This window comes from Nocardia sp. NPDC049526, assembly GCF_044465765.1.
In the GTDB taxonomy this organism is placed as follows: domain Bacteria; phylum Actinomycetota; class Actinomycetes; order Mycobacteriales; family Mycobacteriaceae; genus Nocardia.
The window spans coordinates 847,601-873,541 of the sequence record NZ_JBITMA010000002.1 but is presented as its reverse complement, the minus strand read 5'-3'; the positions used below and the strand labels follow the sequence as shown (position 1 = coordinate 873,541).

The window sequence follows — 25,941 nt, the reverse complement described above, 5'->3', positions numbered from 1 at the left end:
TCTACAGTGGCGGGTATACGGCCTTAAGCCGGTCGTTACCGGAACAACCATGATGGCGTGGGACCCACGTCGTCTTGCTCCACGCAGGAGAGCGTCAAATGTCATCCGCCGCCTCAGGTTATTTTCGCCGACTGAGCCGCAGGCTGACCGAGGATCTCGATCAGTTGGACGCCGAGGAACTCGCCGAATCGGCCGATGCGTCGGGTGCCTGTCGGGCCTCGGACTGTCAGCGCGGTGACGAGGCCACCATGCTCGGTCGACTACGCAGTGTCGAGGCGTGTCCGAAGTCCGTCGGCGCCAGTGTTCAAGCAGAATTCTTCGACGGCACCGATGCCATCAGTCTGGTGTGGATCGGCCGCCGCCGTATTCCCGGTATCGAACCGGGACGCAAGATTCTCGTCCGCGGTCGTGTGGGTGACCGGGATGGTCGTAAGGTGATCTACAACCCCTACTACGAATTGCGTGAGAACAGCTGACGTATGCCATCGAGCAACGAGAACGCCGCCGAGATCCACACCCGAGGTCGTGAGCCGATCGACGCGGGCCCGTCCGACGTCGTAGATCGCTCTGTCGACGCCGAAACCGAAGAGGCCGAACAAACCCTCCTCGAGCAGTTGGGTGGCTTCAGCGGCCTGATCTACTCGACGCTGCCGGTGCTGGTTTTCGTGCCCGTGAACACCTTCGCCGGGCTGACCGCGGCGATCTGGTCGGCACTCGGCGTGGCGGCCGCGATTCTGGTGTGGCGGCTGGTGCGGCGCAGTCCGATCCAGCCCGCGATCTCCGGCTTCCTCGGGGTGGGCATCTGCGCGTTCATCGCCTACCGCATGGGTGAGGCGAAGGGTTTCTTCCTGTTCGGCATCTACACCAGCCTGGTATACGCCGGGGTGTTCCTGGTGTCGATGCTGGTGCGCTGGCCGCTGGTCGGCGTGATCTGGGGTGTACTCAACGGCCACGGCACCGAATGGCGGTCCGACCGCCGCGTCGTGCGTCTCTACGACCTGGCGACCACCACTTGGGTGATCGTGTTCGGCGCGCGCTATCTGGTGCAGTCACAGCTCTATGACACCGATCGCACCGGCTGGCTGGCCTTCGCGCGCATCGCGATGGGCTGGCCGCTGACCGCCGTCGCGCTTGCCGTCACCGTGTGGGCGGTGCGCCGGGCCGGACATCTGCCGGTGCGCCGGAATACGGCCGCCGAAACGGCCTAGGAATCCCGCCCCGAATTCCGCTGGGGTGTTAACGAATCGCCGCCGGAGGTGTGGGAGTCCGCACCCTGGGGTGCCTGGTTGGGCGACCGAGTTCATCAGACGATCAGTGCAAGCAAAAAAATGCACGATCGGCGAGGAAGGACTCGGAAGTTGGCTACCGAGCACAGCATTGCGACACTGTCGAAGAACCAGGCCCACCACAACCCGGCCCTGTCGGAGAGCCGCCGGGTATCGGCCGAACTGGATAAATTGATCGGTCCGGCGGCCGCGGGCGACCGTGCGGCGGTCACCGAGATCATCCGGCTGGTCCACCCGCTCGTGCGCCGGTATTGCGGTGCGCGCCTTGGCAATACCGCACATCTGCACGTCACGGCCGACGATGTGGTGCAGGAGATCCTGCTGGCCACCGTCAACGCCATTCCGCGTTACCGCGATCAGGGCAAGTCGTTCCTGGCCTTCGTCTACGGTATCGCGGCCAATAAGGTGGCCGACGCGTTCCGGCGTTCGCAGCTGCACCCGATGTACCCGGTCGACGAGGTGCCCGATGTGGCATCGACCGCCGCCGGCCCGGAGGAGTGGGCGATCGCGTCCGAACGGCGCGAGGCCACCCGGGAATTGATGAAGATCCTGGCGCCCGCGCACCGCGAGGTGCTGGTGATGCGGATCGTGCTCGGCTGGACCGCGGCGCAGACCGCCGAGGCCATCGGCACCAGTCCCGGCGTGGTTCGGGTGATGCAGCATCGCGCGCTGAACAAGCTGCGCGCGCGACTCGCGGCCGCATCCTGAGGTCGGACAGGCGCTGATCCGTATCAGCCTTGTCGGGGAGTCAGGGTTTGATACCGTGCGTGGCCAGCGCCACCCGCAGGTCTTCCTCGGCCTCCACGGAGGTCACGAACAACAGCTCGTCATCGCCCTCGAAGGGATCATCGGGCTGCGGCACGATCACCCGGCCGCCGCGCAGAATCGTCACCAGGGCGGCGTCGCGCGGCAGGGTGAGCGTCCGGACCGGCTTGCCCGCCAAGGCGGTATCGCTGGGCAGGGTGATCTCGACCAGATTGGCCTGACCCTGCCGCAGCGTCATCAGCCGGACCAGATCGCCGACCGAGACCGCCTCTTCCACCAGTGAGGCCAGCAGCCGCGGCGTCGACACCGCGACATCGACGCCCCAGGACGCATCGAAGAGCCACTCATTGCGTGGGTCGTTGACCCGCGCCACCACTCGGCGCACGCCGAATTCGGTCTTGGCGAGCAGACTGTGCACCAGATTCGTCTTATCGTCACCGGTGGCGGCGATGACGACCTCGTAGGTCTGCAGGCCCGCGTCCTCCAGCAGTGCGAGTTCGCACGCGTCGGCATGGACCCAGACGGCATCCGGGATGGCGGCGGGGTCGATGTGGTCGAGCTGGCGCTCGAGCAGCATTACCCGATGGCCGCCCCGCAATAGCTCCCTGGCTATCGATCTGCCGACGGCGCCGGCTCCGGCGATCGCCACTTTCATGTTCAGTCCTCGCTTGCTGGGGGCTTACCGGCCAAGGCGACGGCCTCGCCGACGGAGCCGGAGGTGGCTGCGACATAGACGACGTCGTCGGCTTGGACCACGGTCTTGCTCTCGGGGAGCAGGCCCTGACCGAACCGGATGATGAAGGCGACCCTGACGCCCACGTTGCGCTCCAGATCGCGCACGGTGCGCCCGTACCACTCCTCGTGCAGCGTCAACTGGGCTACCGCGACGGTGCCCGTCGGATCCCGCCAGGTGGTGGTGCCGCCGTCCCCGATCAGCGTGGTGAGGAAGCGGTCGGTTGTCCACGGCACGGTGGCGATGGTCGGAATGCCGAGGCGCTCGTAGACGGCGGCGCGTTTGGCGTCGTAGATGCGCGCGACCACGCGCTGCACACCGAACATTTCCCGGGCCACCCGCGCGGAGATGATGTTGGAGTTGTCGCCGGAGGAGACGGCGGCGAAAGCGTCGGCCCGCTCGATTCCCGCACGGGTCAGCACATCCCGGTCGAAGCCGACGCCGACTACCCGCTCGCCCGGAAAGTCCTCGCCGAGGCGCAGGAAGGCGCTGTGGTCCCGGTCGATCACGGTGACCTCATGGCCGACCCGGACCAGGGCGCGTGCCAGCGATGAGCCGACCCGTCCGCAACCCATGATCACTACGTACACCGCAACCTCGTTCCTGGAAACTGTGTTCAATTGGCGGCACTCGCAGGCCTACGTGGTTACGCAAGCTACCGCCTCCGGGCCGTGAGCTCGCACCGCGCAGGGCGTTCGGTTTGCTTACCTCGGCATCGAACCGTACCCGCCAGATGTTTCCATGGCCCAATTTCCCCTCCGCCTGTCAACCAAACATACGGCGCGAACCAGCCGAGGGAGCGGTCCATCCTGCGGGGATCTATGCTCGCTCCAGTGTCCAAGTTGACGACGGCAGCCAAACGTTTGCTGCTGGGCAGGCCTTTCCGTAGCGATGCGCTGGGCCATACCCTGCTGCCGAAGCGAATCGCGCTCCCGGTGTTCGCCTCCGATGCTATGTCCTCGGTGGCCTACGCTCCGGAGGAAATCTTCCTCGTTCTTTCGGTGGCAGGCATTTCTGCCTACGTCTATGCGCCCTGGGTTGGTCTGGCCGTCTCATTCGTGATGGCCGTGGTGGTCGCCAGCTATCGGCAGAATGTGCACGCCTACCCCTCCGGCGGCGGTGACTACGAGGTCGCGACCACGAATCTCGGGCCCAATGCCGGGCTCACCGTCGGCAGTGCGCTGCTTGTCGACTATGTGCTCACGGTTGCGGTATCCATCTCCTCGGCGGCGTCGAATATCGGGTCCGCGATTCCGTTCGTCGCCACGCACAAGGTGTTGTTCGCGGTCGTCGCCATCGTCGTGCTGACATCGATCAATCTGCGCGGCATCCGGGAATCGGGTGTCGCCTTCGCGATTCCGACCTACGCCTTCATCTTCGGCATGTTCGCGATGCTGGGGTGGGGGTTGTTCCGCATCTTCGTACTCGGCGACGACCTGCGCGCCGAATCGGCGGGCTTCCAGCTCAATGCCGAGGAGGAGCACCTATACGGACTCGCGTTCACCTTCCTGATCGCGCGGGCGTTCTCCTCCGGCTGTGCCGCGCTGACCGGTGTCGAGGCGATCAGCAATGGTGTGCCCGCATTCCGGAAACCCAAGTCGCGCAACGCCGCGACCACGCTGCTGATGCTCGGCAGTATCGCGATCGCACTGCTGATGGGCATCATCATCCTGGCCCAGAAGATCGGGATCGTGTACGCGCACAACGAATCCGAGTTGATCGGCGCGCCCGCGGACTACCACCAGAAGACGCTCATCGCCCAGCTGGCCGAGACCGTCTTCCACGGCTTCCCGATCGGCTTCTTCTTCATCACCACGGTGACCGCGCTGATCCTGGTGCTCGCCGCGAATACCGCGTTCAACGGCTTCCCGGTGCTGGGTTCGATTCTGGCGCAGGACCGTTACCTGCCACGGCAGTTGCACACCCGTGGCGACCGATTGGCGTTCAGCAACGGCATTCTGTTCCTCTCGGGTGCGGCCGTCGCATTCGTCGTGGTGTTCGGCGCCGAGGTGACCAAGCTCATCCAGCTGTACATCGTCGGGGTGTTCGTCTCGTTCGTGCTCAGCCAGACCGGCATGCTGCGGCACTGGACCCGGTTGTTACGCACCGAAACCGATCCGTCGCAGCGGGCGCGGATGAAGCGTTCGCGGGTGATCAACGCGATCGGGCTGAGTGCCACCGGAACGGTGCTGGTCATCGTGTTGATCACCAAGTTCTTCGCCGGTGCCTGGATCGCGATCTGCACCATGGTGGCGATCTTCGTTGTGATGAAACTCATTCGGCGGCACTACGATTCGGTTTCCCGCGAACTCGATGAGCACGAATGGGACGGCGTGCTGCCGAGTCGGTCGCATTCGATCGTGCTGGTGTCCAAACTGCATCTGCCGACGCGCCGGGCGCTGGCCTACGCGCGTGCGACCCGCCCCGACACTTTGGAGGCGGTGACGGTGAATGTCGACGAGGCCGACACCAGGGCGCTGGTGCGGGAGTGGGAGCGCAGCGATATCACGGTGCCGCTCAAGGTGATCGAATCGCCCTATCGCGAAATAACCAAGCCGGTATTGGATTACGTCAAGCGGGTGCGTCGGGATTCGCCGCGCGATGTGGTGACTGTATTCATTCCGGAATACGTTGTCGGACACTGGTGGGAGCAGATTCTGCACAACCAGAGCGCCTTGCGGCTCAAGGGCAGGTTGCTGTTCGAGCCGGGTGTCATGGTGACGAGTGTGCCGTGGCAGTTGACGTCGTCCGCGAAGGCCAGGCAAGCCGGTGTGGTGAATGCGCCCGGTGCGGTGCGGCGCGGGTACGAGGACCGAGGGTGACCGACTGGCGCTCGAACACTTTCCAGGTACGGCTCGGGCCGCCCGGGCACGGCGGATTCTGTGTCGCGCGGCACGAGGGCCGGGTGGTCTTCGTGCGACACGGACTGCCCGATGAACTGGTTCGAGTGCGGGTCACCGAGGATCGCGGGGGTTCGTTCTGCCGTGCCGATGCGATCGAAATCCTGGAGGCATCCCCGGATCGCGTTCCCGCCACCTGTCCAGTCTCCGGTCCCGGTGGCGCGGGCTGCTGCGATTTCTCCTTCGCCACCCCCGCCGCGCAGCGGGCGCTGAAGGCGGCGGTGGTCGCGGAGCAGCTGCATCGCATCGCCGGAATCGAACGAGATATCACCGTGGAGCCGATCGCCGGATATCCGGCCGACGCCACCGTCGGCTGGCGCACCCGCGTCCGCTTGGCCGTCGACGCCGAGGGGCGAGCCGGAGTACACGGGTACCGCAGCACCGGGGTGCTCACCGATCTGCGCTGCCCCCAACCGGTTCCGGGTGCGATGGACGGCATCGCGGACCGACTGTGGACCCCCGGCGCGGATCTGGTGGTCGCGGTCGACGGCGATGGGATGCGGCACATCGTCGAATTGGCTCCGTCGGCGGTTGCGGGACGTGCTCAGTCCGAACGGCCTTCGAGACGAGGTGGGGATCGGCGTGGCAGGCGGGAGACAGACCGGCGTTCCGGAAAGCGTCGCGCCGCTGAGCGGGGGCCCGGCAGCGAGTCGCCGCGGACCGGTGCACGTGGACATGGCGACGAAGGCCGTCGGGGCGGATCGGAATGGCGGCGTATCGATGACGGCGACGGCCCTCAGGCCCTGCCCGGTGATACGGATGGTCGGAGTCGTCGTGGTGCAGAACCGGGGCGCGATGGCGAGTGGGATCGGGGCAGGCGTCGGGATCGGTCTCGCCGGGATGATATCGGCGGCGAAGCCTCGCGAGGCAGTGATCAGTCCGGATCGGTTGGGGGAGAGGGGGTTCGGCGGCGGGCGGCGGCGCGGCGGGCGGCGACGCATGCGGCTCGGGACGAGTGGGTGATGGGCGGTAGCGGTCGGACGGTCGAGTATGTGGCCGGGCGGCGGTGGGAGCTCGCGGCGACCGGGTTCTGGCAGGCGCATCATGGTGCGGCACAATGTTATTCGGATGTGGTCGCCGGGTGGGCGGGGCTCGGTCACGGGGAGCGGGCGTGGGACCTGTACAGCGGCGTAGGGGTTTTCGCGGCCCGACTGGCCGGACAGGTCGGTCAGACCGGTTCGGTGCTCGCGGTGGAATCGACGCGGTCCGCAGTCGCCGATGGTAGTGCCGCGCTACGTGATCTGCCCTGGCTGGACCTGCGTGCCCAGCGTGTCGAACACTGGCTGGCCGAACACGCCAGCAGCGCCGCCCCGGATGTGGTCGTCCTGGATCCGCCCCGCGCGGGCGCCGGCAAGGAGGTCGTCACCGCCGTGACCACCAGCGGCCCGTCCCGCATCATCCATATCGGTTGCGATCCGGCCTCATTCGCCCGCGATCTCGGCCTCTACCGATCGGCGGGCTACCACCTCGCTGATCTACGCGCCTTCGACGCCTTCCCCGGCACCCACCACGTCGAATGCCTCGCACTGCTGGAGCGTTGAGACCTGTAACGCGTTGGCGCAGAGCACAGGCCGCCTCGAGATCAGGTGGAGCCCATCGCGGTCGAGCGGGAAGCAGGTCAACAGGACGGTCGCGTGTTCCCGGACGAGCCTTCATTCCGCGAGTGGGCGGATTCCCCTGAGTACCAGGAGATCTCGAAGGACCGCCACGCGGGCGCGGATACGGTGACGCTGCTGATCAATGGCATGGACCGCCGCTCGTGAAGGTCAGTCTTCGTATACCGGTGGCCGCCCGTCTCGCCGCGCTCGGATGGCTTCGTCGAAATTCTCGGTGGTGAGGCGGACGTAGAGCTGGGACATGCCCTCGTGTTGCATATGGGATTCGAAACCGCCGGCTTCCATACCGCTCCACAGCATGCGCTTGGTGAGCTCGGTGCCGACGCGGCTGAAGCTGATGATCCGTTCGGCCAGGTCGTAGGATGTATCCAGCAGTTCGGCGGTGGGCACGACGCGCGAGACGAGGCCGATCCGTTCGGCCTCGACCGCGTCGATATCCCGGCCTGACAACATGATTTCGAAGGCGCGCGAGGCACCGATGGCGCGCGGCAGCAGATAGCTGATGCCCAATTCCGCTGAGGTGAGGCCGTTATTGATGCCCGCCGCGCGAAAGTAGGCGTCCTCACCTGCGATTCGGATATCAGTGGCGACGCTGAGACAGAAGCCACCGCCGATCGCCGCACCGTTGATCGCGCCGATGACCGGTTGGTTCATCCGCCGCAGCGTGATCATCACATCGTTGAGCAGATCCATCGAGCGCCGCGCAACGCTGGTCTTGCTCAGACCTTCGGTATTGGGAATCCGACCGGCGTTCTGCAGATCCGCGCCCGAGCAGAAGCCCTCGCCCGCGCCGGTGAGCACCACGACCCGCACTTGGTTATCGGCACTGACCGCTTCGAGGGCCTCGCGCAGCGGGATCATCACATCGAAGGCCATCGCGTTCATCCGTTCCGGCCGATTGAGCGTGACCAGCGCGACCTGCGGTCGCGGTTTCTCGATGAGCACGAACGACATGCGGACCCCTTCAGACGCGATGAGGCCCTCACTATACCCAAGCAAGCGTTAGGTCAGATGGAATCAGTCGAGCCGCCAGGTCGCGCGGATGGTCGCCGAGATTTCGGATTCGCCTAGTTCGACCGGAACCGGAGCGCCGCCGTACGACTCGTTCATCGGGGCCGACATGGCCATGAGCCGGGGCGTGGCGGGCGGGGCGGAGGTGGCGTTCTCGGTGATTTCGAGAACCGGGCCGAGGGTGCGCCGCGCACGGCCCGCATACTGTTCGGCCTTGGCGAGCGCGTTGTCCCAAGCGGCATCGCGGGCGCGGATGAGCAGGCTCTCCTGATCGGCGAAACCGAGATCGAGGCCGCCCAGGCGGACATCGTCACCACCGGCGTCGACACAGTTGGCGATGATCGTGGCGGGGCCCGGATCGGCCGTTTCGCCGATATCGCGCAGCACGACGGTGAGGTCGGTGGTCGCGACGTAACCGGTGATCTTGGAGCCACCGCCTTCGAGCCAGACGGTTTCGGTGCGCACCGACAGTCCGCTGGTCGCGATATCGGTGTCGGGAACGCCATCGGAGCGCAGCGATTCGGTGACGGCGGCGACGCGCTCACCGGCCTGGCCGTACGCGAGCGCGACCTTGCCGGCCCGGGTTTCGATGGAGATGGTGACGCGCATCAGATCCGGGGTGGCACGGGCGCTGCCGGACCCGAAGGTGGTGACCGTGCCCCCGGTGTCGTGGGACTTGTTCTTGCTCACGGCGCTCTCCTGACTTCATCGGTTTCAGACGCAACGGTCGATGCTTCGGAAATGTCCCCCTCGGCCCGGACAAAACCGGTCGATAATCGCCGCCGCGCACGGCGATCGCGCGCACCGCCGGATCCATCTGCGTATGCGCTCCGCGGCGAGTCGCTCGAACAGCGCGAGCTCGAGGTCCGGCGGAGCGCCGCAGGTAGCCGATGGCGCGATTGCGGAATCCGGTGCGCGCCTCCGATGCGCACACCGCCTCGTTCATAGTGAGCCGGCGCCCGGCGAAGCGGGAGCAGCAGCGCCGGATGCGCCCGAAGCGGTGGGGCGGGTCGCGGCCGGTGATGAATGCGGCCACTGTGATGGCGCCCGCATCGATCATCGGATTGCGCGGGTGTTCGGTCACCGGATCCGGGCTGATCTCGTCGAACGCGTCGCCGGAGAGTTCGCCAGCGATTTGCTCGGCGACGGTCGCCGATGCCCCGATCGGCCAGTGCGAGTGCGTAGGTGAAGGGTTTGGAGATCGACTGGATGGTGAACTCGGTGGTGACGTCGCCGGTACCGTAGACCCGTCCGTCCACGGTGGCCAGGCACAGTCCGAACGAATCGGGTTGTACGGCAGCCAGTTCGGGGATGTAATCGGCGAGTTCCCCGGAATCGTCGGCGCGGCACAATTCGTAGACATCGGTGACGATGCGTGCCAAGACGCCGGGGTCGACCGTTTGCGGAACCGTCTGCTCGGGCAGGGCCACGGGTCCACTCTAAGCTGGGTAACGTTAGGTGGACCGGCGACCTCGTCCGCTCGAGCGTGTCTTCGGATGGGCTGGCGATTCGTGTGGAGGCTCACACTTCCACGCGAAGTCGGCTGGTGGCGAGGCATTGTCGTGCGGAGCCGCTGGCGCGGCTCCGTAGACTGATCGGATCAGATGCGCTATCCGGAGGGAGCGAGTTCAGGTGGGAGTGCTTTCCCGGGTCGATACGCCCGAAGACCTGCGACGGCTGACCGTTGCCGAATTGGGTGAACTGGCGGAGGAGATTCGCGAGTTCCTGGTGCAGAAGGTCGCCGTCACCGGCGGGCACCTCGGCCCCAATCTCGGCGTGGTCGAGCTGACCATCGCACTACACCGGATCTTCGACTCGCCGGCCGATCCGTTGATCTTCGACACCGGGCATCAGGCCTACGTGCACAAGATCCTCACCGGTCGCAAGGATCAGTTCGACACGCTGCGCAAGCAGGGTGGATTGTCCGGCTACCCGAGCCGGTCCGAGAGTGCCCACGACTGGGTCGAGTCCTCGCACGCCTCGGCCTCGCTCTCCTATGCCGACGGTCTGGCGAAGGCCTTCGCGCTGACCGGGCAGAACCGGCATGTGGTCGCGGTCGTCGGCGACGGCGCGCTCACCGGGGGCATGTGCTGGGAGGCGTTGAACAATATCGCCGCGGCGCCGGACCGGCCCGTCGTCGTGGTAGTCAACGACAACGGGCGCTCCTATGCGCCGACCATCGGCGGCCTCGCCGACCGGTTGACCGCGCTGCGCACTCAGCCCGCCTACGAGCATGCGCTGGATGCGGGGAAGCGGATCCTCAAGAGCATTCCGCGCGTCGGTGAATCCGCGTACTCGATGGTGCACGCGGTGAAGGCCGGGATCAAGGATGCAGTGAGTCCGCAGGAGCTGTTCAGCGATCTCGGGCTGAAGTACGTCGGGCCGGTGGACGGCCACGACACCGTCGCGTTGGAAGCGGCGCTGCGTCGCGCGAAGGATTTCGGCGGTCCGGTGGTCGTGCATGTGGTGACGCAGAAGGGCCGTGGCTACTCGCACGCCGAGAACCACGTCGCCGACCAGATGCACGCCTGTGATCCGATCGATCCGCTCACCGGCCGCCCGCTCGGCGGCCCCAAGGCGCTCGGCTGGACCTCGGTGTTCTCCCAGGAGCTGATTGCGCATGCGGAGAAGCGCGACGATATCGTCGCGATCACCGCGGCCATGCCCGGCCCGACCGGTCTGGCGGCATTCGGGGAGCGGTTCCCGGAGCGGATGTTCGACGTCGGCATCGCCGAACAGCACGCGATGGCCTCCGCGGCCGGACTCGCCCTCGGCGGCATGCATCCGGTGGTGGCGATCTACTCCACGTTCCTCAACCGCGCCTTCGACCAGTTGCTTATGGATGTCGCACTGCTGAAGCAGCCGGTGACGGTGGTGCTGGATCGCGCTGGAATCACCGGTCCGGACGGCGCCTCGCACAACGGCATGTGGGATCTGTCGGTGCTCGGCATCATTCCTGGCATGCGCGTTGCGGCCCCGCGCGATGCGGCGACGTTGCGTGAGGAGTTGGCCGAGGCGCTCGCGGTGAGCGACGGACCGACCGCCATCCGCTTCCCGAAGGGCAGTGTGGCCGAGGATATTTCTGCCGTCGAGCGGCTCGATGGCGTCGATGTGCTGCGGCTGCCCGAGCGTGAGGGCGGCTCTGCGCGAGCCCAGCGCGGTGATGTACTGCTGGTCGCGGTCGGCCCCTTCGCATCGACCGCGGTCGCGGTCGCGGATCTGCTGGAGCCGGAAGGGATTTCGGTCACGGTCATCGATCCGCGGTGGGTGCTGCCGGTTTCCGATACCGTGGTCAAACTCGCCGAAAACTACCGTCTCGTAGTGACTCTGGAAGACGGCGGTCTGCACGGTGGCATCGGATCCACCGTATCCGCGCGCTTGCGCGGTGCGGGCTTGGATGTGCCGACCCGCGATCTCGGTGTGCCGCAACACTTCCTGGACCACGCGTCGCGCAACGAGGTGCACGAGGAGCTCGGACTGACGGCTACCGATATCGCCCGACGCATCTCGGGCTGGCTCGACGCACGCCGAGTCGGGGGTCCGGTGCCGACTGGCGCTGGGCGGCACCGTCATTAGTGCTTGCGACCGGTGATCGCAGGGATCGATCGACAGGTTCCTCGGTGCCGGTCCGCTCGGCACGCTCTGGTCGCCGACCCATAGGCGACAGCCTGTCGGTGTCTGGGTCTATCGTGCTGCGTTACGGCGGTGGGAGGCACGGACTTTCACGCGATTGCCGCAGACGTCCATCGAGCACCAGGTGCGGCCGCGGTTGCGGGAATGATCGTAGAAGGCCCAGCGGCAGCTCGGTTCCCGGCAGGTCTTGAGGCGTGACCAGGTGCCCGCCGCGACGGCGGCGGCGACATCGGCGAGCAGGGTGGCCAGGGCGTGGTCGACGCGGTCGTTGGTGTGCGGGACCAAGCGGGGCGGGGTGCTGGTCACGTCCAGAATCAGTGGCAGCGCCGCGGTGAGCGCGGCGAGTTCGGTGCGGGCGGCCGGGTTCAGACCGTCCGGACGGGGACTGGTGACGGGTTCGGCGTTGTTCGTGGCGAGTAGGGCGCGCAGACCCTCGCGGACTCGGACGGTTCGCTCTCGTGCGGCCGTATCGGCTGAGCCCTCTGGCAGCAATTCGTGTGTGCGGAGCCAAGTCGTCAACTGCTCGGGCGTGCCGATGGCGTCGCCGTCCGCGCGGCGGGTGTTGACGAACTCTACGAGACGAGCGAGCGCCGCGGGTGCGGCATCGACTGTGTCGGACATGAAATCAATAGTAACCGCCCATTGACGATGGCTGGTTACCTAACTACCGTTTTGGAAACATAAGTTATCCCGAGCGGAGACTCCGCTCCGGCACAGGAGGATCAGTCATGGGATCGGTCACGAGGGAGATCATCATCGAGGCGCCCGCCGAGGAACTGTGGGCGATCATCGGCGACTTCGCGCAGGGCCCGGAGCGCATGGCGCCCGGCTTCGTCACCGGCAGCACCCTCGACGGTCCGGACCTGCGCATCGTCACCTTCGCGAACGGCACGGTGCTACACGAGCGGTTCATCGCGCTCGACGAAGCCGAACGCCGGATCGTGTTCTCGATCGTCGGCGGGAGCGTCACCCCGGGGCACGACAACTCGTCCATGCAGGTTTTCCCGCACGCCGACGGCAGCCGCTTCGTCTGGATTCACGACACCCTGCCGCACGAACTCGCGGACGCATTCGGCGCATCCATGGAGCACGGCCTGCAGGTCTTCAAGCAGTCCGTCGAGACCGCCGTCGTGACCTCGTCCTGAATGCGGAGTTCGGCCTACTCGTCGGGGGTCGGGGTCAGGGCGGCGGCGAGTCGGGGGACCGCGAGTTCTCGCTGCCAGGGTCGGGCGCCACCCGACTTGAGGAATCCGTCGATCGCGGCGGATAGGTCGTCGAGCTCGCCTACACGGTCGTAATCGGGGAGCCCGTCCCAGCACAAGCGGCGCACCAGGTCCGGGGAGAGCAAATTCTCCACCGGGATCGCGTACTCGGTGGACAGTTCCCCCATAGCCGCGCGCGCTCGCACCAGTCGAGCCGCGGCGGCAGGATCGCGGCGCTCCCAGCGGTTCACCGGGGGCGGTCCCTCGAACGGTTGGGTCAGGGGTGGTAGGTCGGTGTCGGGGAGGGTGCGGCCGCGGTCGACGGCGGCGAGCCAGTCGCGGGAGTAGCGGCGTTGGCGTGGCCCGCCGAAGACCGCCAGGGTGCGCAGTTGGGCGATGGTGCGCGGTTCGGCATTCGCGGCGGCGATGATCGCGGCGTCCGGGAGGATGCGGGCGGGGGCGACATCGCGGGTGCGGGCGAGGGTATCCCTGGTGGTCCACAGTTCGCGCACGATGGCCAGTTGGCGGGTTCGGCGCAGGGTGTGGATGCCGGAGGTGCGCCGCCAGCGGTCGGCCTTCGGCGTACCGGGTTCGGTGATCCGGACGTGCTCGAATTCCTGTGCGGCCCAGTCGGTCTTGTGCTGGGCATCGAGCGAGGCGGCCACCTCGTCGCGCAGCTCGAGCAGCAATTCGACATCGAGTGCCGCGTAGTTCAGCCAATCGTCGGGCAGCGGCCGGGTCGACCAGTCGGCCGCGCCATGTCCCTTGCGCAGCGCTCGGCCGAGCAGTCGCTCCACCATGGCCGCCAGTCCGACGCGCTCGAAACCGGCCAGCCTGCCACCCAACTCGGTGTCGAACAGTCGCGCGGGGCGCAGGCCGAGTTCGGCGAGTCCGGGTAGATCCTGGTCCGCCGAATGCAGCACCCACTCCAGGTCGTTGATCGCGGCGGCCAGCGGTTCGAGCGCATCGGCGACTGGAATCGGATCGATCAGGAAACTGCCCGAACCCGCGCGCCGCAACTGGATCAGGTAGGCACGCGCCGAATATCGGAAACCGGATGCGCGCTCGGCATCGACGGCCAGTGGGCCGGTGCCCGCCGCGAGCCGAGCAGCGGCGTCGGCGACCTCTGCTGCGGTGACGAGCACGGGGGGCACACCGTCGGCAGGCACGAGCAGCGGCTCCGCCGTGCTTTCTGGTGGCGTGTTGCTTTGCTCGGACTCGTCTGCTACCGACATAAACCTGAACTTTACGTGGCGATCAGGTGTGGTCGTTGCTGGTATACGACTCCGGTCGCAGATGGGTGATTCCGGCGGGCGGCAAACCGGCCGCGTAGGCCAGCACTTCGCAGAAGCCTTCCACGTGCGGGCGCATATCGGTGGTCGTCGCGGTCCAGGAGGCGCGCAGCTCCAATTGGTGTGCGCGCGGCGGTCCGGCGATATCGCCGTAGCGCACCGAGCTGGTGGAGGTGACGGTGCCGCCGAGCGCGGTAAACGGCTCGCCGCGGGTTTCGAGCGCGTCGACCAGCCAGCTCCAGGCGACCTCGGGCAGCAGCGGGTCGGTGGCCAGTGCCGCATCGATATCGGCCTGGATGTAGGCCACCAAGCGGAAGATGCCGTGCCAGGCCTCGGCGCCCTCGGGATCGTGCAGCAGGATAAGCCTGCCGAAGGCGTCGCCCTCGGAATCGACCGGCACCACATTTGTTTCGGGGTGTTTGACTTCCGCGCCTAGTGCGTAGGAAAAGGGTGCCAGGCGTTGTGGGGGTCGGATCGGTGCCAGCTCGATTCGAGGGTGCACGGTTGCGGTGCCCATCGCATCGACCGCGGCGCGAAATTGAGCTGGCTCGCCGTTGGGTCCTTCGGTCGGTGCGGCTCCGTCGCGGAAGTCGAGCGGTGTCACGGAACCGACGGTAGACCTTGCGTGCCCGGCGCAGTCGGAGGCGCGCCGCTAGAGGGCCTTGCGGGCCGCATACGATAGGCGGTGATGAGCACTCAAACCCGTCGCCGGTTGACCGATGCCCCGTTCCTGGCCGCCGCCACCGGCGCCGCACCGAGCCGTCGTCCGGTGTGGTTCATGCGGCAGGCCGGACGGTCGCTGCCCGAGTACCGCGAACTGCGCAAGGGCATCGGCATGCTGGAGTCGTGCTTCGACCCGGAGTTGGTGTGTGAGATCACCATGCAGCCGATCCGGCGCCACGGTGTCGATGCGGCGATCTTGTTCTCCGACATCGTCGTTCCGCTGAAGGCCGCCGGTATCGATCTCGATATCGTGGCCGGCGTCGGGCCGGTGATCGCTTCGCCGGTGCGCACCATCGGAGATGTGCGCGCGCTGCCGAGGCTGCGACCCGAAGAGGTGGGCGCGGTGACCGACGGGGTGAAGCTGCTGACCGACGCACTCGGCGATACGCCGCTGATCGGATTCGCCGGTGCGCCGTTCACGCTCGCGTCGTATCTGGTCGAGGGTGGGCCGAGTAAGAACCACGAGCGCACCAAGGCGATGATGCACGCCGACCCGACGACCTGGCACGAGCTGCTCGGCGTCCTGACCGATATCACCATCGCCTTCCTGCAGGCGCAGCTGGCTGCCGGTGTGGACGCCGTGCAGTTGTTCGATTCGTGGGCCGGTGCGCTCTCGCTGGCCGACTATCGCGAATTCGTGCTGCCGCATTCGGAGCGGGTATTCGCGGAGGTCGCCGCGGCCGGGGTGCCGCGGATCCACTTCGGGGTCGGGACCGGTGAGTTGCTCGGTGCGATGGGCGAGGCGGGCGCCGATGTCGTCGGCGTCGATTGGCGGGTGCCGCTGACCGAGGCGGTGCGTCGGGTCGGACCCGGAAAAGCATTGCAGGGCAACCTGGATCCCGCCGTGCTGTTCGCCGGATCCGCTGCCGTCGAGGCCGAGGCGCGGCGCATCGCACATGAGGCCGATGAGGCGATCACCATGGGTGCGGCCGGTCATATCTTCAACCTCGGGCACGGTGTGCTGCCCGATACCGATCCGGGCGTGCTGACCGCCCTGGTGCAACTCGTTCACGAACTGTGACCGACCGGTCGGCCTGTGCCGCTGGGTAGGAGTCCGGTGGTCGAGGAGATCGCGGGTCGGGTCGCCGCCCGCGCGCCGCGACTCGGTTCGACCCGCCTGGTAGCGGTGGACGGACCGGCTGGAGCCGGAAAGTCAACGTTCGCAGCGTCTTTGGCGACACTGTGCGATGCCCAGGTGGTACACACCGACGACTTCGCGGCTGGAAACAACGAACTCCCCTGGTGGCCGCGGCTCGAACAGCAGGTGCTGGCGCCGATCGCCCAGGGCCGTGTCGGTCGATATCAGCGATACGACTGGGACAAGCAGGACTTGGCCGAATGGCACGATGTCAGGCCCGGGGGAGTGCTCATTCTCGAAGGCGTCTCCTCGGCCCGCTCCGTCGTCCGCGCTCGGCTATCGCTCGCGGTATGGATAGACACCCCACGCGCGGTGCGTTTGGCGCGCGGTCTCGAACGCGACGGCGCGCACACCCTGCCGCTGTGGGAGCAGTGGATGGCCGCCGAAGAGGCCCATTTCGCCACCGAACACACGCGCGACCATGTGGACCTGATCATCCCCGGTGCGCCTTGACCCCTCCGTAAACGAATGACGTAACGGACGCGTCGCGCGGATCGCGCCCTATGTGCGGCCGTAAACGGCTGTGCAACAGTGCAATTCCGGAGGTCGGCTAGAGCTTGCGCTGTCCGATCACCACGTCGAGCAGGGCGGCGGCTTCGATGGCGAGCGTGTCGACGGCATCGCTGTGTCCGGCGAGTTTGCGCAGTAGCGCCTGTTGGAAGAGGCCGTCGAAGATGGCGTAGGCCGTGGCGGAGGGTACCAGGAGCGGTCGACCCGACAGCTCGGCGAAGCGGTCGACGACGTTGCGGATCATCTCCTCGCGATGGCTGTCGATTTCGAGCACGTCATCGCGGAAGGACTCCTCGAACAGACTCTGGTTGCGCAAGTCGTACCAGAGCCGGTGCAGTGCGGCGTCGGCATCCAGGGTGGCGGCCATTGCGGCGCCGAAGTCGTGCCGGAGCTGGTCGGCCGTTGCCGCGGCGGCGACGATGTCGTCGTAACGGGTGACGCACACCTGCTCGTATTGCCGCACCGCGTGGGTGATCAGCTCGACCTTGTCGTTGAAGTAGTAGTGCAGCACTCCGTGGGTGAACTCGGATTTCTGCGCGATCTCCCGCAGGCTGGTCCGGGCGTAGCCGAGTTCGGCGAGGGTGTGCAGCGCGGCGGCTGCCAGCTGTGCGCGCCGCTCGCCGAACTTGTCGACCTGTCGGCGTGCGATGCGATCCCGCCTGGTCTCGACGATTTCGGTCATCGTGGCTTCTCTCCGTCACCGCTCGTGTGAATTCGCCCAGTGTATCGCGATATCGGGAGGGGGCGACCAGCTGATTTGACGATCGTGCAAGAAAATCTTGACGACTGTCTAAGAAAATCTTGACGGTCGTCAAGGATGCGCGCACACTGTGATCCACGTCGCATTCGATCAGTCGAATGCGAAAGCCGAATGGACGATCTCGAGGAGGAGATGCCGGATGAGTGGGTACGACCTGACCGGGCGCACGGCCCTGGTAACCGGTGGTGCGCGAGGACTCGGCGCGGGTATGGCCGAGGCGCTGGCCCGCGCCGGAGCGGCGGTCGCGATCGGCGATGTGCGCGAGGATCTCGGTAAGGAGACCGTTGAAGCGTTGCGGGCCGGCGGTGCCACGGCCGAATTCGTGCCGCTCGATATCACCGATGACGCGCAATGGGCGCAGGCGGTCACCGATACCGTCGCAACGCTCGGTGGCCTGGACGTCGTGGTGAACAATGCCGGCGTCGAAATCACCAGCCTCATAGTCGATCTCGATCCGGAAGAAGTGCGCCGGATGCTCGAGGTGAATGTGCTCGGCACCGCACTCGGCATCAAACACGCGTTACGCGCGATGCGGCCCGGCGGCGCGGCGGGGCGCGGTGGCGCCATCGTGAATATCGCATCGGTCGCCGCGACCATCGCCTTTCCCGGTATTTCGGTGTATTCGGCGACCAAGTCCGCGGTGGATCGGCTCACCAGGGTCGCGGCGATGGAGTCCGGGAAACTCGGCTACGGCGTGCGGGTGAATTGCGTATACCCCGGACTCGTCCCGACCGAGATGGGTGCCCAGTTGGCCGACGATGTCGCTCGGATCGGCTTGTTCCCCAGTGCGGAAGCCGCCGTCGGCGCCGTCATCGAACAGACACCACAGGGACGGCTCGGCGAGGTTGCCGATATGGCCGACGCAGTGGTGTTCCTCGCCTCCGATGCCGCGCGCTTCATCACCGGTGCTGGTTTGCCGGTCGATGGCGGCATGGGCATGTGAGAACTGCGACAACGAAAGGTTCGAGATTCATGAGCATCGATAAGCCCGTCGTCGTCTACGGCGCATCCGGATACACCGGCCGTCTGGTCTGTGAATACCTTCGCGAATTCAATATTCCGTTCGTCGCCGCGGGCCGGGACAAGACCCGGCTGCAGGAGGCGATCGACAAAATTCCCGGTATCGACACCGTGGAGCACGAGGTCGTCGAGGTTGCGCACGAGGTCGCAACGCTGACCGAGCTGTTTCGTGGCGCCGGGGTTGTCTGCAACACTGTCGGACCGTTCGCACAATACGGCCACGAGGTGGTCCAGGCCTGCGTGGCAGCGGGGACCCACTACCTCGACACCACCGGCGAACAGGATTGGCTGATCGACTGCGATGAGCAGTACGGCGCCGAGATGGCCGCGCGCGGTCTGCTGCTCGCGCCAGGCGTGGCGCAGATGTACACCACCGGTGAGATCGCGGCGAATATCTGCCTGGAAACCCCCGGTCTCGACACACTCGATATCCAGGTCTTCTGGAAGGGCTTCCCGACGGTCGCGTCCACGAAGACGATCCTGGTCAATGCCGCGCTGTCCAAGGCCTACTACCTCGAACAGAACCAGTATGTGGAGTGGCCGGCGGACGGCGGACTCTACGACGTCGCGGTGCCCGGTCAACACGAGATCGGGCTCGCACTGCCCTGGGGTGGAACCTCACATCCGGTGTGGTTCAAGCGCGATCCGCGGGTCGCGAATGTGAAGGTGCTCGGCGGAGTTTTCAACCGGCCGTTGATGCTGGGCGTGCCGCAGATCGTGCAGGCGGTAATCGAGCAGGTCAAAGACCTTCCGGTGCAGGAGAAATACCGCGTCTTGGCCGAACAGGCCGCACTGGTGCGCGACGAGATGCCGCCGCGGGAGAATCCGCGGATCAACACCTCGCTCGATTCCGTCCACGCCTCCGGACCGCTGGCGCGTGCCCACTGTGTGATCTACGGGAACTGCAACTACAAGCAGACCGGCCTGCTGCAGGCGTTTGCCGCGAATGCGCTGCTACAGACACCGCCGAAACGAACCGGGTTCGCCTCGGCGTGCCAGGCCTTCGGTCATCGGGAACTGCTCGGAGCGCTGCGCGGTTTCGGATTGGTCAGTGAACCGGTCCTCGACGTGCACCGTTGATCGCGGCGTCGGGCCATGGGTGGACAGCGCTGCCCGTGGCCCGAACCGGCCACTTCCACAACAGCTTCCGTAGAGGATCACCGTGCGTTTGACCGACTATCTCGACAAGGGCGCTTCACTCGGCGCCGCCGCCCCCTGCCTCACCATGGACGGGCGGACGCTGACCTATGCGCAGGTGCAACAGTTGTCGTGGCGCATCGCCGGGGCACTGGCGCGATCCGGCATCCGGCCCGGCGAGCGGGTCGCCATCTTGTCGGCGAACGACACACTGGCCTTCGCCTGCGTTTTCGGCATCGCCCGCGCCGGCGCGGTGTGGTGTCCGATCAATCCACGCAACGAGGCGGCGGAGAATCGGGAACTGCTCGACCTTTTCGACTGCACCTGCCTGATATTCCAATCCGCCTTCGCATCACTCGTTTCGGCCATCGCACCGCAACTAGCCGGGCTGCGGACTCTGGTCTGTTTGGACGGAAATGCCGCCGAGGCAACATGTTTCGAGGACTGGGTGCGCGAATGTCCGGCCGAGCCGACGCAGGTCGAGCCGATCGACGAACTCGCCATGCTGGTCGGCACCGGTGGCACGACCGGACGGCCGAAGGGGGTCCGGCTCACCGGCCACAATATCGAGGCGATGACCGCACTGACCCTGATGAGTTATCCATTCGAACTTCGACCCCGCTACCTGGCGCTGGCACCCCTGACCCACGCGGCGGGCGTGCTGTGTTTTCCGATCCTGACCCTCGGCGGTGAGATCGTGGTGATGCCCGCCCCGGATCTCGGTGAATTTCTCACGTTGATCGAGCGGCACCGGATCACCCACACCTTCCTGCCGCCGACACTCATCTACATGCTGCTGGATCATCCGGCGCTGTCGGAAGCGAATCTCGCTTCGCTGCAGTGCCTTTGGTACGGCGCTGCCCCGATGTCGCCGGCCCGGCTGGCTGCGGCGCTGGACCGGATCGGCCCGGTCATGGGCCAGCTGTTCGGACAGTCCGAAGCGCCCATGATGGTTGCGACGCTGGCGCCGAAAGATCACTTCCGTCCCGACGGCTCGATCGCCACCGAACGACTGTCATCGGCCGGACGGCCGACCCCGCTCACCCAGGTGGCCATCATGGGTGCCGAGGGCCAGCTGCTTGCCTCGGGTGAGCGCGGCGAAATCGTGGTCAGGGGTCCGCTGGTCATGGCCGGATACCACAAGAATCCGGATGCGACCGCCGAGGTGTCGCGGTACGGCTGGCATCACACCGGGGACATCGGTTACCTGGATGCCGACAACTACCTCTACGTCGTCGACCGCGCCAAAGACATGATCATCACCGGCGGATTCAACGTGTACTCCGCCGAGGTCGAACAGGCGTTGCTGACGCATCCGGCAGTCCAGGACTGCGCGGTCATCGGACTTCCCGACGATAAGTGGGGTGAACGGGTCACCGCCGTCGTGCAATTGAATCTCGGCCATACCGTGACCGTCGATGAACTGCGCGAGCACACCAAGGCGCGCCTCGGCGGGGTGAAAACTCCCAAACAGGTAGAGATCTGGCCCGATCTGCCGCGCTCGAAAATCGGCAAAGTGCTCAAGCCGGAGATCCGGGCGCAGCTGCGCGGCGATCGCTGAGAACACCCGCCCGGTGCTCGGACTCGGGGCAGCGACCGTGTGCTCGGTCATGAAGGTGAGGGGTGTGGTCGGTGTGGATCCGCTGGCGGGCTACGGTCGCGATATGAGAATCGCGGTGGTCGGTGGCGGGATCAGCGGGCTTGTCGCGGCGTACCGGTTACGGGGGCTGCTGGGGACGCAGGCGGAGATCGTGGTCATCGATCGGGGCGCGCGGCTGGGCGGGATTCTCTATACCGGCGAATTGGCCGGGGAGCCTTTGGATCTCGGGGCGGAGGCGTTCGTCGGGCGGCGGCCGGAGGTACCCGCGCTGCTGCGCGAGCTCGGGCTGGAATCGCAGTTGGTGGTGCCCGCCGGGTTGCGGCCGCTGGTCTGGGCGCAGGGCAGCGCGCATCCGCTGCCGGAACGCACGTTGATGGGCATTCCGTCGGATGCCGAGTCGATGCGCGGGTTGGTCGATGCCGAGACGCTCGAGCGGATCGATGCGGAGGCGCGACGGCCGCTTGCCTGGTACCCGGACACTGATATCGACGTCAACAGTCTGGTCGCCGACCGTTTCGGTGCGCAGGTCGCCGAGCGCAGCGTCGATCCGCTGCTCGGAGGCGTCTATGCGGGCAGCTCGCGCTCCATCGGGGTGCGCGCCGCACTGCCGACGTTGGCCGCCGCACTCGACAACGGCGCGTCGAGCCTCACCCAGGCGGTCGCCGCCGCGCTGCCGCCGCCCTCGAACGCGCCGGTTTTCGGCGGCCTTCGCGACGGTTACCGGGTGCTCCTCGACGCATTGGCCGCCAAGTCCGAGGCGGAATTCATCACCGCGACCTCGGCCACCCATCTGACCCGCGCGACCCACGGCTGGGTACTCGAACCGATCGGCGCGGTGGACGCGGTGGTGCTCGCCACCCCCGCCCCCGTGACCGCGAATCTGTTGCGCTCCTTCGCGCCCGCCGCCGCATCGGCCGCCGCCGGCATCGAACTGTCCTCGTCTGTCGTTGTGGCCCTTGCCCTTCCGCGCGGCACCGCGCTGCCGCAGAACTCCGGGATCCTGGTTGCCACCGGAGAACCCTTGCGCGCCAAGGCCTTCACCCTGTCCAGCCGCAAGTGGACCCACCTCGCCGAACGTGAAACCGCCGCCGTCCGAGCCTCGTTCGGCAAATTCGGCGACGACTCCACCCAGACTTGGTCCGACGCCGAACTCATCACCGCCGCCGCCGAAGACCTCGCCACCGTCACCGGCGCCACCATCGAACCGATCTCGGCGGTGGTTCAACGCTGGCCCGGTGGTCTCGCCCAATACGCTCCCGGCCACCTCGACCGCATCGTCGAAATCGAATCCACCACAGCAGATTTCGAGGGCCTCGCGATAGCAGGCGCCTACCTCCGCGGCGTCGGCGTCCCCGCCTGCGTAGCCTCCGGCACCGCCGCCGCCCACCGCATAGCCACCACCCTGACCCACACCACCACCCCCTGATCCGCGCAGCGCCACACAGTTCGGCTGCCGGGTAGGCGGCGCGTCGAGCTGTGGTGTCTTGATAACCGGTGTGCGGCACATCGCGACTACCGGGTGGGCAGCGCCATTTGCCTGAGCCGCGGCAGCTGTGCCACGGACTGCGACTACCGGGTGGCTAGCGCCTTTGATCTGAGTTCCGGCATGGTGATCGGCGCGCGCCCGTAGTGCGACTTCCGCGTGGCCTGTGCCTTGACCTGCGGTGTCCAGATTGTGTTGGGCGTACGCGGCGCGGCGACCGGGTTGCCGGGCCTGACCTGAGCCGCGCCGACCTGATCGGCACTGCGTCGCATGCTGCCCACCACGGTGTAATCGCGGAGTACGGCACGCGCATCCGCGTCGGGAACGGCCCGCACGGATGCATCGTTTCGCCGCAGTGGCACGATATGAATCATGGCGCGACTCGACTATCAAGCACTCAATTCCACCATCCGCTACCTGATGTTCTCGGTGTTCCAGGTGCAGCCAGGTGTGCTGGGGGACGACCGTGAGGCCGCCATCAAGGAGGCGCGGGCGTTCTTCGATGGGCTCGCCGAGCGCGATGTCGTGGTTCGCGGTATCTATGACGTCGCGGGGATGCGCGCCGATGCCGACTTCATGATCTGGTCGCATGCCGAGCGGGTCGAGGATCTGCAGTCGGCGTACGCGGATTTCCGGCGCACCACCGAACTGGGCCGGGCCAGCGCTCCGGTCTGGAGCAATGTGGCGCTGCATCGGCCCGCCGAATTCAACAAGAGCCACATTCCGGCGTTCCTGGCCGGTGAGGATCCGGGCAACTACATCTGCGTCTACCCGTTCGTGCGCTCCTACGAGTGGTATCTGCTGCCCGACGACGAGCGCCGCAAGATGCTCGCCGACCACGGCAAGGCCGCACGTGGCTACCCGGATGTGCGCGCCAATACCGTCAGCTCCTTCGCTCTCGGCGACTACGAGTGGATCCTCGCCTTCGAGGCCCCGGAACTGCATCGCATCGTCGACCTCATGCGTGACCTGCGCGCCACCGAGGCCCGCCTGCACGTGCGCGAAGAGGTCCCCTTTTTCACCGGCCCCCGCGTCGAAATCGAAAAACTCATCGCCGCGCTGCCCTGATCTACTGACCGATCGCGCATGCCCCAGTTTTTCGGGGCATGCGCAACAAGCCGGTCGGTCTGTATCTTTCGCTCAGCGCCGCAGTCGTTCTACTCCGCTGCACTGCCCGAGGGGTGCAGTTGCAGGGCGATGGAGTTGATGCAATAGCGCTTATCGGTGGGCGTGTTGTATCCCTCGCCCTCGAAGACGTGGCCGAGGTGGCTGTGGCAGTTCGCGCACAGCACTTCGACCCGGTGCATGCCGAGTGTGTCGTCGGAGCGCAGAATGACCGCCTCCGACTTCGCCGGGTCGAAGAACGACGGCCAGCCGCAATGCGAATCGAATTTCTCGGTGCTGCGGAACAATTCGGCCCCGCACGCCCGGCACACATAGACACCCTCGGCCTTTGTGTCGGTGTACTCGCCGGTGAACGGACGTTCGGTCGCGGCCTGTCGCAGCACCGCGTATTCCTCCGGATTCAGCTTGGCCTTCCACTCCTGTGGGGTCAGCTGGATCCGGGGTGCGGGTAGGGACGTGTCGGCGTCAGAACTCATTGCTCCACGCTAATAGCTTTTCGACGCCTGCGCCGACTGTCCCGTCGCTACTTGAGTGCACTCGCCCGCGGGTCATCGAGCAATTCGCTGCCGTTCGTCGCCTCGACGGGAGTGCTTTCGTATGCCGTCTCCGGCTCGATCACCAGCGGCGCGTCCTCGGCGGCAGCCCGCGAATCCGGCGCCGAGCGCATCCACTCCGGATCTATTCCGAACTGCAGCCGACCTTCCCGTCGCGCCGCCAGATACCGATCGCCGAGCACACACGCGATGACGATCAGCAGCAGACCCCAGCCGAAGGTGATGCGCAGATACTCCAGGTTGCGCCCGAGGCCCTGCCAGCGGTCCGAGAGCCACTTGTCGTAGGACATGAATCCGAAGATCGCCAGCCACGCCGGCCAGTTCCGCAGCACCGAATTGCGCAGCACCACCGACATCAGCAGCGGGAACAGCATCATCGAGTAGTACATCTGCCCCAGTGAGGACAGCAGGAAAAACGCGGTCATCAGCACACCGGAGGAGGTCGTCACGAAGAACAGTTCGTCCTCGCGGTAGTAGCGGTACAGCAGCCACAGCGTGATGGCGACGACGACGCCCATGATGATCCGGATACCCCAGGTCAGCCACAGCGGCAGACCGTAATATGCCGCATTGCCGACGATCGCGCTGTTGAAGTAGTCCCGGGATTCGAAGAGGTAGCGCATGGTACGGGTGAAGAATTTGTCCGCGTCCTTCGACAGCGGCCATGCGACAGCGGTGAGCGCGACCGGAACACCGATGGCGGTGTAGAAGACCTTCCACTGCCCGCGCGCCGCCGCGATCAGAACCAGGGGTGCGAGCGTCGGTTTCACCGCGATACTCAAACCCAATATCGCACCGGCCCACAGATCCCGCCGGGCGAGCAGCATCATGATGAAGGCCACCTCGGCCAGCAGCACGCATCCGTTCACATTGGTGAAAACCAATGTGTTGATGACGGTTTCGGAGCTGAACATGGCCAGCAGCAGGGCTGGTGCCGCCACCGACGACACCGTGAACTTGAACAGCTTGAGCAGCAGGTACCAGGCCAGGATGATGGCGGCGGCATTCAGCAGGATGAAGCACCAGCGCGACTTCTCCGGGTCGATCAGCGCCAGGGGCGCGATCAGCAGCGTGCCGCTCGGGGGATACAAGTAGTGCGGATCCACCAGATCGTAATTCGCGGTGTACACCGGTCGGTGGTTGAGGAATGCCAGCGACGCGTTGTAGACCGGTTTGAAGTCATCGGTGATGAACCCGTTGACTGCCTTGATGAAGACCCGGTTGAGCACAGTCATGACCGCGAGGGGCCAGAGTGCGAACTTGATCACCTCGGCGGTGGTGCGAGCGGTGCGAGGCTCGAGCTGTCGAAGTAACACTGGGGCACGGTACACCGGATCCGCATGCGACGGTTGCCGGGACCTACCTGGCGCGCCGAGGTTAGGGGAAATGACCGCGCCTCGCTGGCGCTCGGCTCCGTCATGTCCCCTGAAGGGGCTGTGCCTTTTGATGCGCT

At 66.3% G+C, this 25,941-nt stretch carries 26 protein-coding genes and 1 pseudogene; 15 read left to right on the top strand and 12 right to left on the bottom strand.

Translation table 11 applies throughout. From position 1 onward, the window contains the following. The first annotated feature begins 98 nt into the window (after positions 1-98). From ACIBW7_RS08680 to ACIBW7_RS08670, 3 genes are all read left to right on the top strand, one after another. Entirely contained in the window at positions 99-476 is a 378-nt protein-coding gene (locus tag ACIBW7_RS08680) for an OB-fold nucleic acid binding domain-containing protein (RefSeq protein ID WP_063043609.1), read from the top strand. A gap of 3 nt (positions 477-479) precedes the next feature. Then, a complete protein-coding gene (locus tag ACIBW7_RS08675; protein WP_397045443.1) occupies positions 480-1,208 on the top strand; it encodes a DUF3159 domain-containing protein in 729 nt (242 codons plus the stop codon). 150 nt (positions 1,209-1,358) lie between these two features. After that, positions 1,359-1,994 carry a sigma-70 family RNA polymerase sigma factor gene (locus ACIBW7_RS08670; RefSeq protein ID WP_397045441.1) on the top strand — a complete coding sequence of 212 codons (636 nt, stop codon included), beginning with the start codon at positions 1,359-1,361 and terminating at the stop codon, positions 1,992-1,994. A 40-nt stretch (positions 1,995-2,034) separates the two neighbouring features. Here ACIBW7_RS08670 and ACIBW7_RS08665 read toward each other — a convergent pair whose 3' ends face one another. Continuing rightward, positions 2,035-2,706: a TrkA family potassium uptake protein gene (locus ACIBW7_RS08665; RefSeq protein ID WP_040692534.1), complete on the bottom strand. Its 672-nt coding sequence runs from the start codon at positions 2,704-2,706 to the stop codon at positions 2,035-2,037. Positions 2,707-2,708: 2 nt separating this feature from the next. Further along, the gene (locus ACIBW7_RS08660; RefSeq protein ID WP_397045439.1) at positions 2,709-3,374 is read right to left on the bottom strand and encodes a potassium channel family protein; all 666 of its coding nucleotides are present in this window, start codon (positions 3,372-3,374) and stop codon (positions 2,709-2,711) included. Positions 3,375-3,617: 243 nt separating this feature from the next. On the opposite strand from ACIBW7_RS08660, the gene ACIBW7_RS08655 reads away from it, so the two are divergent. From ACIBW7_RS08655 to ACIBW7_RS08645, 3 genes are read left to right on the top strand one after another with little or no spacing between them, the layout of a single operon-like run. After that, a complete protein-coding gene (locus tag ACIBW7_RS08655; RefSeq protein WP_063043644.1) occupies positions 3,618-5,606 on the top strand; it encodes an APC family permease in 1,989 nt (662 codons plus the stop codon). After that, positions 5,603-7,225: a class I SAM-dependent RNA methyltransferase gene (locus tag ACIBW7_RS08650; RefSeq protein ID WP_397045437.1), complete on the top strand. Its 1,623-nt coding sequence runs from the start codon at positions 5,603-5,605 to the stop codon at positions 7,223-7,225. Before ACIBW7_RS08655 ends, ACIBW7_RS08650 begins: the two co-directional genes overlap by 4 nt. A gap of 45 nt (positions 7,226-7,270) precedes the next feature. Next, positions 7,271-7,447: a DUF1330 domain-containing protein gene (locus tag ACIBW7_RS08645; protein WP_397045435.1), complete on the top strand. Its 177-nt coding sequence runs from the start codon at positions 7,271-7,273 to the stop codon at positions 7,445-7,447. Between the two features lie 3 nt (positions 7,448-7,450). Here ACIBW7_RS08645 and ACIBW7_RS08640 read toward each other — a convergent pair whose 3' ends face one another. From ACIBW7_RS08640 to ACIBW7_RS08630, 3 genes and pseudogenes are all read right to left on the bottom strand, one after another. Then, the gene (locus ACIBW7_RS08640) at positions 7,451-8,254 is read right to left on the bottom strand and encodes an enoyl-CoA hydratase (RefSeq protein ID WP_397045434.1); all 804 of its coding nucleotides are present in this window, start codon (positions 8,252-8,254) and stop codon (positions 7,451-7,453) included. A gap of 63 nt (positions 8,255-8,317) precedes the next feature. Then, positions 8,318-9,001 (bottom strand): SIMPL domain-containing protein, encoded by a 684-nt coding sequence (locus tag ACIBW7_RS08635; RefSeq protein ID WP_397045432.1) that lies wholly within the window; start codon positions 8,999-9,001, stop codon positions 8,318-8,320. Positions 9,002-9,176: 175 nt separating this feature from the next. Beyond that, positions 9,177-9,693, bottom strand: a pseudogene (locus tag ACIBW7_RS08630) (glutaminase); the annotation flags it as partial. A 250-nt stretch (positions 9,694-9,943) separates the two neighbouring features. On the opposite strand from ACIBW7_RS08630, the gene dxs reads away from it, so the two are divergent. Next, entirely contained in the window at positions 9,944-11,887 is a 1,944-nt protein-coding gene (gene dxs, locus ACIBW7_RS08625; RefSeq protein WP_397045430.1) for a 1-deoxy-D-xylulose-5-phosphate synthase, read from the top strand. 108 nt (positions 11,888-11,995) lie between these two features. On the opposite strand, the gene ACIBW7_RS08620 is transcribed toward dxs, so the two are convergent. Beyond that, positions 11,996-12,565: a CGNR zinc finger domain-containing protein gene (locus ACIBW7_RS08620; protein WP_397045428.1), complete on the bottom strand. Its 570-nt coding sequence runs from the start codon at positions 12,563-12,565 to the stop codon at positions 11,996-11,998. 107 nt (positions 12,566-12,672) lie between these two features. Here ACIBW7_RS08620 and ACIBW7_RS08615 point away from each other — a divergent pair, with 107 nt between their 5' ends. Further along, positions 12,673-13,089 carry an SRPBCC family protein gene (locus ACIBW7_RS08615; protein WP_397045426.1) on the top strand — a complete coding sequence of 139 codons (417 nt, stop codon included), beginning with the start codon at positions 12,673-12,675 and terminating at the stop codon, positions 13,087-13,089. A gap of 14 nt (positions 13,090-13,103) precedes the next feature. On the opposite strand, the gene ACIBW7_RS08610 is transcribed toward ACIBW7_RS08615, so the two are convergent. Together ACIBW7_RS08610 and ACIBW7_RS08605 are read right to left on the bottom strand one after the other, a co-directional pair. Next, positions 13,104-14,381, bottom strand: a complete 1,278-nt coding sequence (locus ACIBW7_RS08610) for an HRDC domain-containing protein (RefSeq protein WP_397045424.1) — start codon at positions 14,379-14,381, stop codon at positions 13,104-13,106. Between the two features lie 22 nt (positions 14,382-14,403). Further along, positions 14,404-14,955 (bottom strand): DUF3000 domain-containing protein, encoded by a 552-nt coding sequence (locus tag ACIBW7_RS08605; RefSeq protein ID WP_397045777.1) that lies wholly within the window; start codon positions 14,953-14,955, stop codon positions 14,404-14,406. A 171-nt stretch (positions 14,956-15,126) separates the two neighbouring features. Here ACIBW7_RS08605 and hemE point away from each other — a divergent pair, with 171 nt between their 5' ends. After that, positions 15,127-16,182, top strand: coding sequence for a uroporphyrinogen decarboxylase (gene hemE / locus ACIBW7_RS08600; protein ID WP_397045422.1), 1,056 nt, complete (start codon positions 15,127-15,129; stop codon positions 16,180-16,182). A gap of 36 nt (positions 16,183-16,218) precedes the next feature. Beyond that, positions 16,219-16,752, top strand: coding sequence for a uridine kinase (locus ACIBW7_RS08595; protein WP_397045420.1), 534 nt, complete (start codon positions 16,219-16,221; stop codon positions 16,750-16,752). 97 nt (positions 16,753-16,849) lie between these two features. Here the strand turns inward: ACIBW7_RS08595 and ACIBW7_RS08590 are convergent, their stop codons facing one another. Next, the gene (locus ACIBW7_RS08590) at positions 16,850-17,491 is read right to left on the bottom strand and encodes a TetR/AcrR family transcriptional regulator (RefSeq protein ID WP_397045418.1); all 642 of its coding nucleotides are present in this window, start codon (positions 17,489-17,491) and stop codon (positions 16,850-16,852) included. A gap of 217 nt (positions 17,492-17,708) precedes the next feature. Here ACIBW7_RS08590 and ACIBW7_RS08585 point away from each other — a divergent pair, with 217 nt between their 5' ends. The 4 genes from ACIBW7_RS08585 to ACIBW7_RS08570 all read left to right on the top strand — a co-directional run bounded on the left by ACIBW7_RS08585 (position 17,709) and on the right by ACIBW7_RS08570 (position 22,752). Further along, positions 17,709-18,512, top strand: coding sequence for an SDR family NAD(P)-dependent oxidoreductase (locus tag ACIBW7_RS08585; RefSeq protein WP_397045416.1), 804 nt, complete (start codon positions 17,709-17,711; stop codon positions 18,510-18,512). A 29-nt stretch (positions 18,513-18,541) separates the two neighbouring features. After that, positions 18,542-19,669, top strand: coding sequence for a DUF5938 domain-containing protein (locus tag ACIBW7_RS08580; protein ID WP_397045414.1), 1,128 nt, complete (start codon positions 18,542-18,544; stop codon positions 19,667-19,669). 82 nt (positions 19,670-19,751) lie between these two features. After that, entirely contained in the window at positions 19,752-21,287 is a 1,536-nt protein-coding gene (locus ACIBW7_RS08575) for a long-chain fatty acid--CoA ligase (protein WP_397045412.1), read from the top strand. A gap of 103 nt (positions 21,288-21,390) precedes the next feature. After that, positions 21,391-22,752 (top strand): protoporphyrinogen oxidase, encoded by a 1,362-nt coding sequence (locus ACIBW7_RS08570; RefSeq protein WP_397045775.1) that lies wholly within the window; start codon positions 21,391-21,393, stop codon positions 22,750-22,752. A 143-nt stretch (positions 22,753-22,895) separates the two neighbouring features. Here the strand turns inward: ACIBW7_RS08570 and ACIBW7_RS08565 are convergent, their stop codons facing one another. Continuing rightward, complete coding sequence (locus ACIBW7_RS08565; RefSeq protein WP_397045410.1) at positions 22,896-23,144, bottom strand: hypothetical protein; 249 nt, start codon at positions 23,142-23,144, stop codon at positions 22,896-22,898. A 37-nt stretch (positions 23,145-23,181) separates the two neighbouring features. Between ACIBW7_RS08565 and hemQ the strand changes: the two genes are divergently transcribed. After that, on the top strand, positions 23,182-23,877 hold the full coding sequence (hemQ, locus tag ACIBW7_RS08560) for a hydrogen peroxide-dependent heme synthase (protein ID WP_040692486.1): 696 nt from the start codon (positions 23,182-23,184) through the stop codon (positions 23,875-23,877). A gap of 89 nt (positions 23,878-23,966) precedes the next feature. Here hemQ and msrB read toward each other — a convergent pair whose 3' ends face one another. Both msrB and ACIBW7_RS08550 read right to left on the bottom strand, forming a co-directional pair. Next, the gene (msrB, locus tag ACIBW7_RS08555) at positions 23,967-24,410 is read right to left on the bottom strand and encodes a peptide-methionine (R)-S-oxide reductase MsrB (protein WP_397045408.1); all 444 of its coding nucleotides are present in this window, start codon (positions 24,408-24,410) and stop codon (positions 23,967-23,969) included. A 47-nt stretch (positions 24,411-24,457) separates the two neighbouring features. Beyond that, entirely contained in the window at positions 24,458-25,804 is a 1,347-nt protein-coding gene (locus ACIBW7_RS08550; RefSeq protein WP_397045406.1) for a glycosyltransferase family 87 protein, read from the bottom strand. Positions 25,805-25,941: the final 137 nt, after the last annotated feature.

Coding starts and splice junctions, on each gene's coding strand:
- ACIBW7_RS08680 (WP_063043609.1), top strand. CDS start 99: ATGTCATCCGCCGCCTCAGGTTATTTTCGCCGACTGAGCCGCAGGCTG.
- ACIBW7_RS08675 (WP_397045443.1), top strand. CDS start 480: ATGCCATCGAGCAACGAGAACGCCGCCGAGATCCACACCCGAGGTCGT.
- ACIBW7_RS08665 (WP_040692534.1), bottom strand. CDS start 2,706: ATGAAAGTGGCGATCGCCGGAGCCGGCGCCGTCGGCAGATCGATAGCC.
- ACIBW7_RS08640 (WP_397045434.1), bottom strand. CDS start 8,254: ATGTCGTTCGTGCTCATCGAGAAACCGCGACCGCAGGTCGCGCTGGTC.
- ACIBW7_RS08620 (WP_397045428.1), bottom strand. CDS start 12,565: ATGTCCGACACAGTCGATGCCGCACCCGCGGCGCTCGCTCGTCTCGTA.
- ACIBW7_RS08615 (WP_397045426.1), top strand. CDS start 12,673: ATGGGATCGGTCACGAGGGAGATCATCATCGAGGCGCCCGCCGAGGAA.
- ACIBW7_RS08610 (WP_397045424.1), bottom strand. CDS start 14,381: ATGTCGGTAGCAGACGAGTCCGAGCAAAGCAACACGCCACCAGAAAGC.
- ACIBW7_RS08605 (WP_397045777.1), bottom strand. CDS start 14,955: ATGGGCACCGCAACCGTGCACCCTCGAATCGAGCTGGCACCGATCCGA.
- hemE (WP_397045422.1), top strand. CDS start 15,127: ATGAGCACTCAAACCCGTCGCCGGTTGACCGATGCCCCGTTCCTGGCC.
- ACIBW7_RS08590 (WP_397045418.1), bottom strand. CDS start 17,491: ATGACCGAAATCGTCGAGACCAGGCGGGATCGCATCGCACGCCGACAG.
- ACIBW7_RS08585 (WP_397045416.1), top strand. CDS start 17,709: ATGAGTGGGTACGACCTGACCGGGCGCACGGCCCTGGTAACCGGTGGT.
- ACIBW7_RS08580 (WP_397045414.1), top strand. CDS start 18,542: ATGAGCATCGATAAGCCCGTCGTCGTCTACGGCGCATCCGGATACACC.
- ACIBW7_RS08570 (WP_397045775.1), top strand. CDS start 21,391: ATGAGAATCGCGGTGGTCGGTGGCGGGATCAGCGGGCTTGTCGCGGCG.
- hemQ (WP_040692486.1), top strand. CDS start 23,182: ATGGCGCGACTCGACTATCAAGCACTCAATTCCACCATCCGCTACCTG.
- msrB (WP_397045408.1), bottom strand. CDS start 24,410: ATGAGTTCTGACGCCGACACGTCCCTACCCGCACCCCGGATCCAGCTG.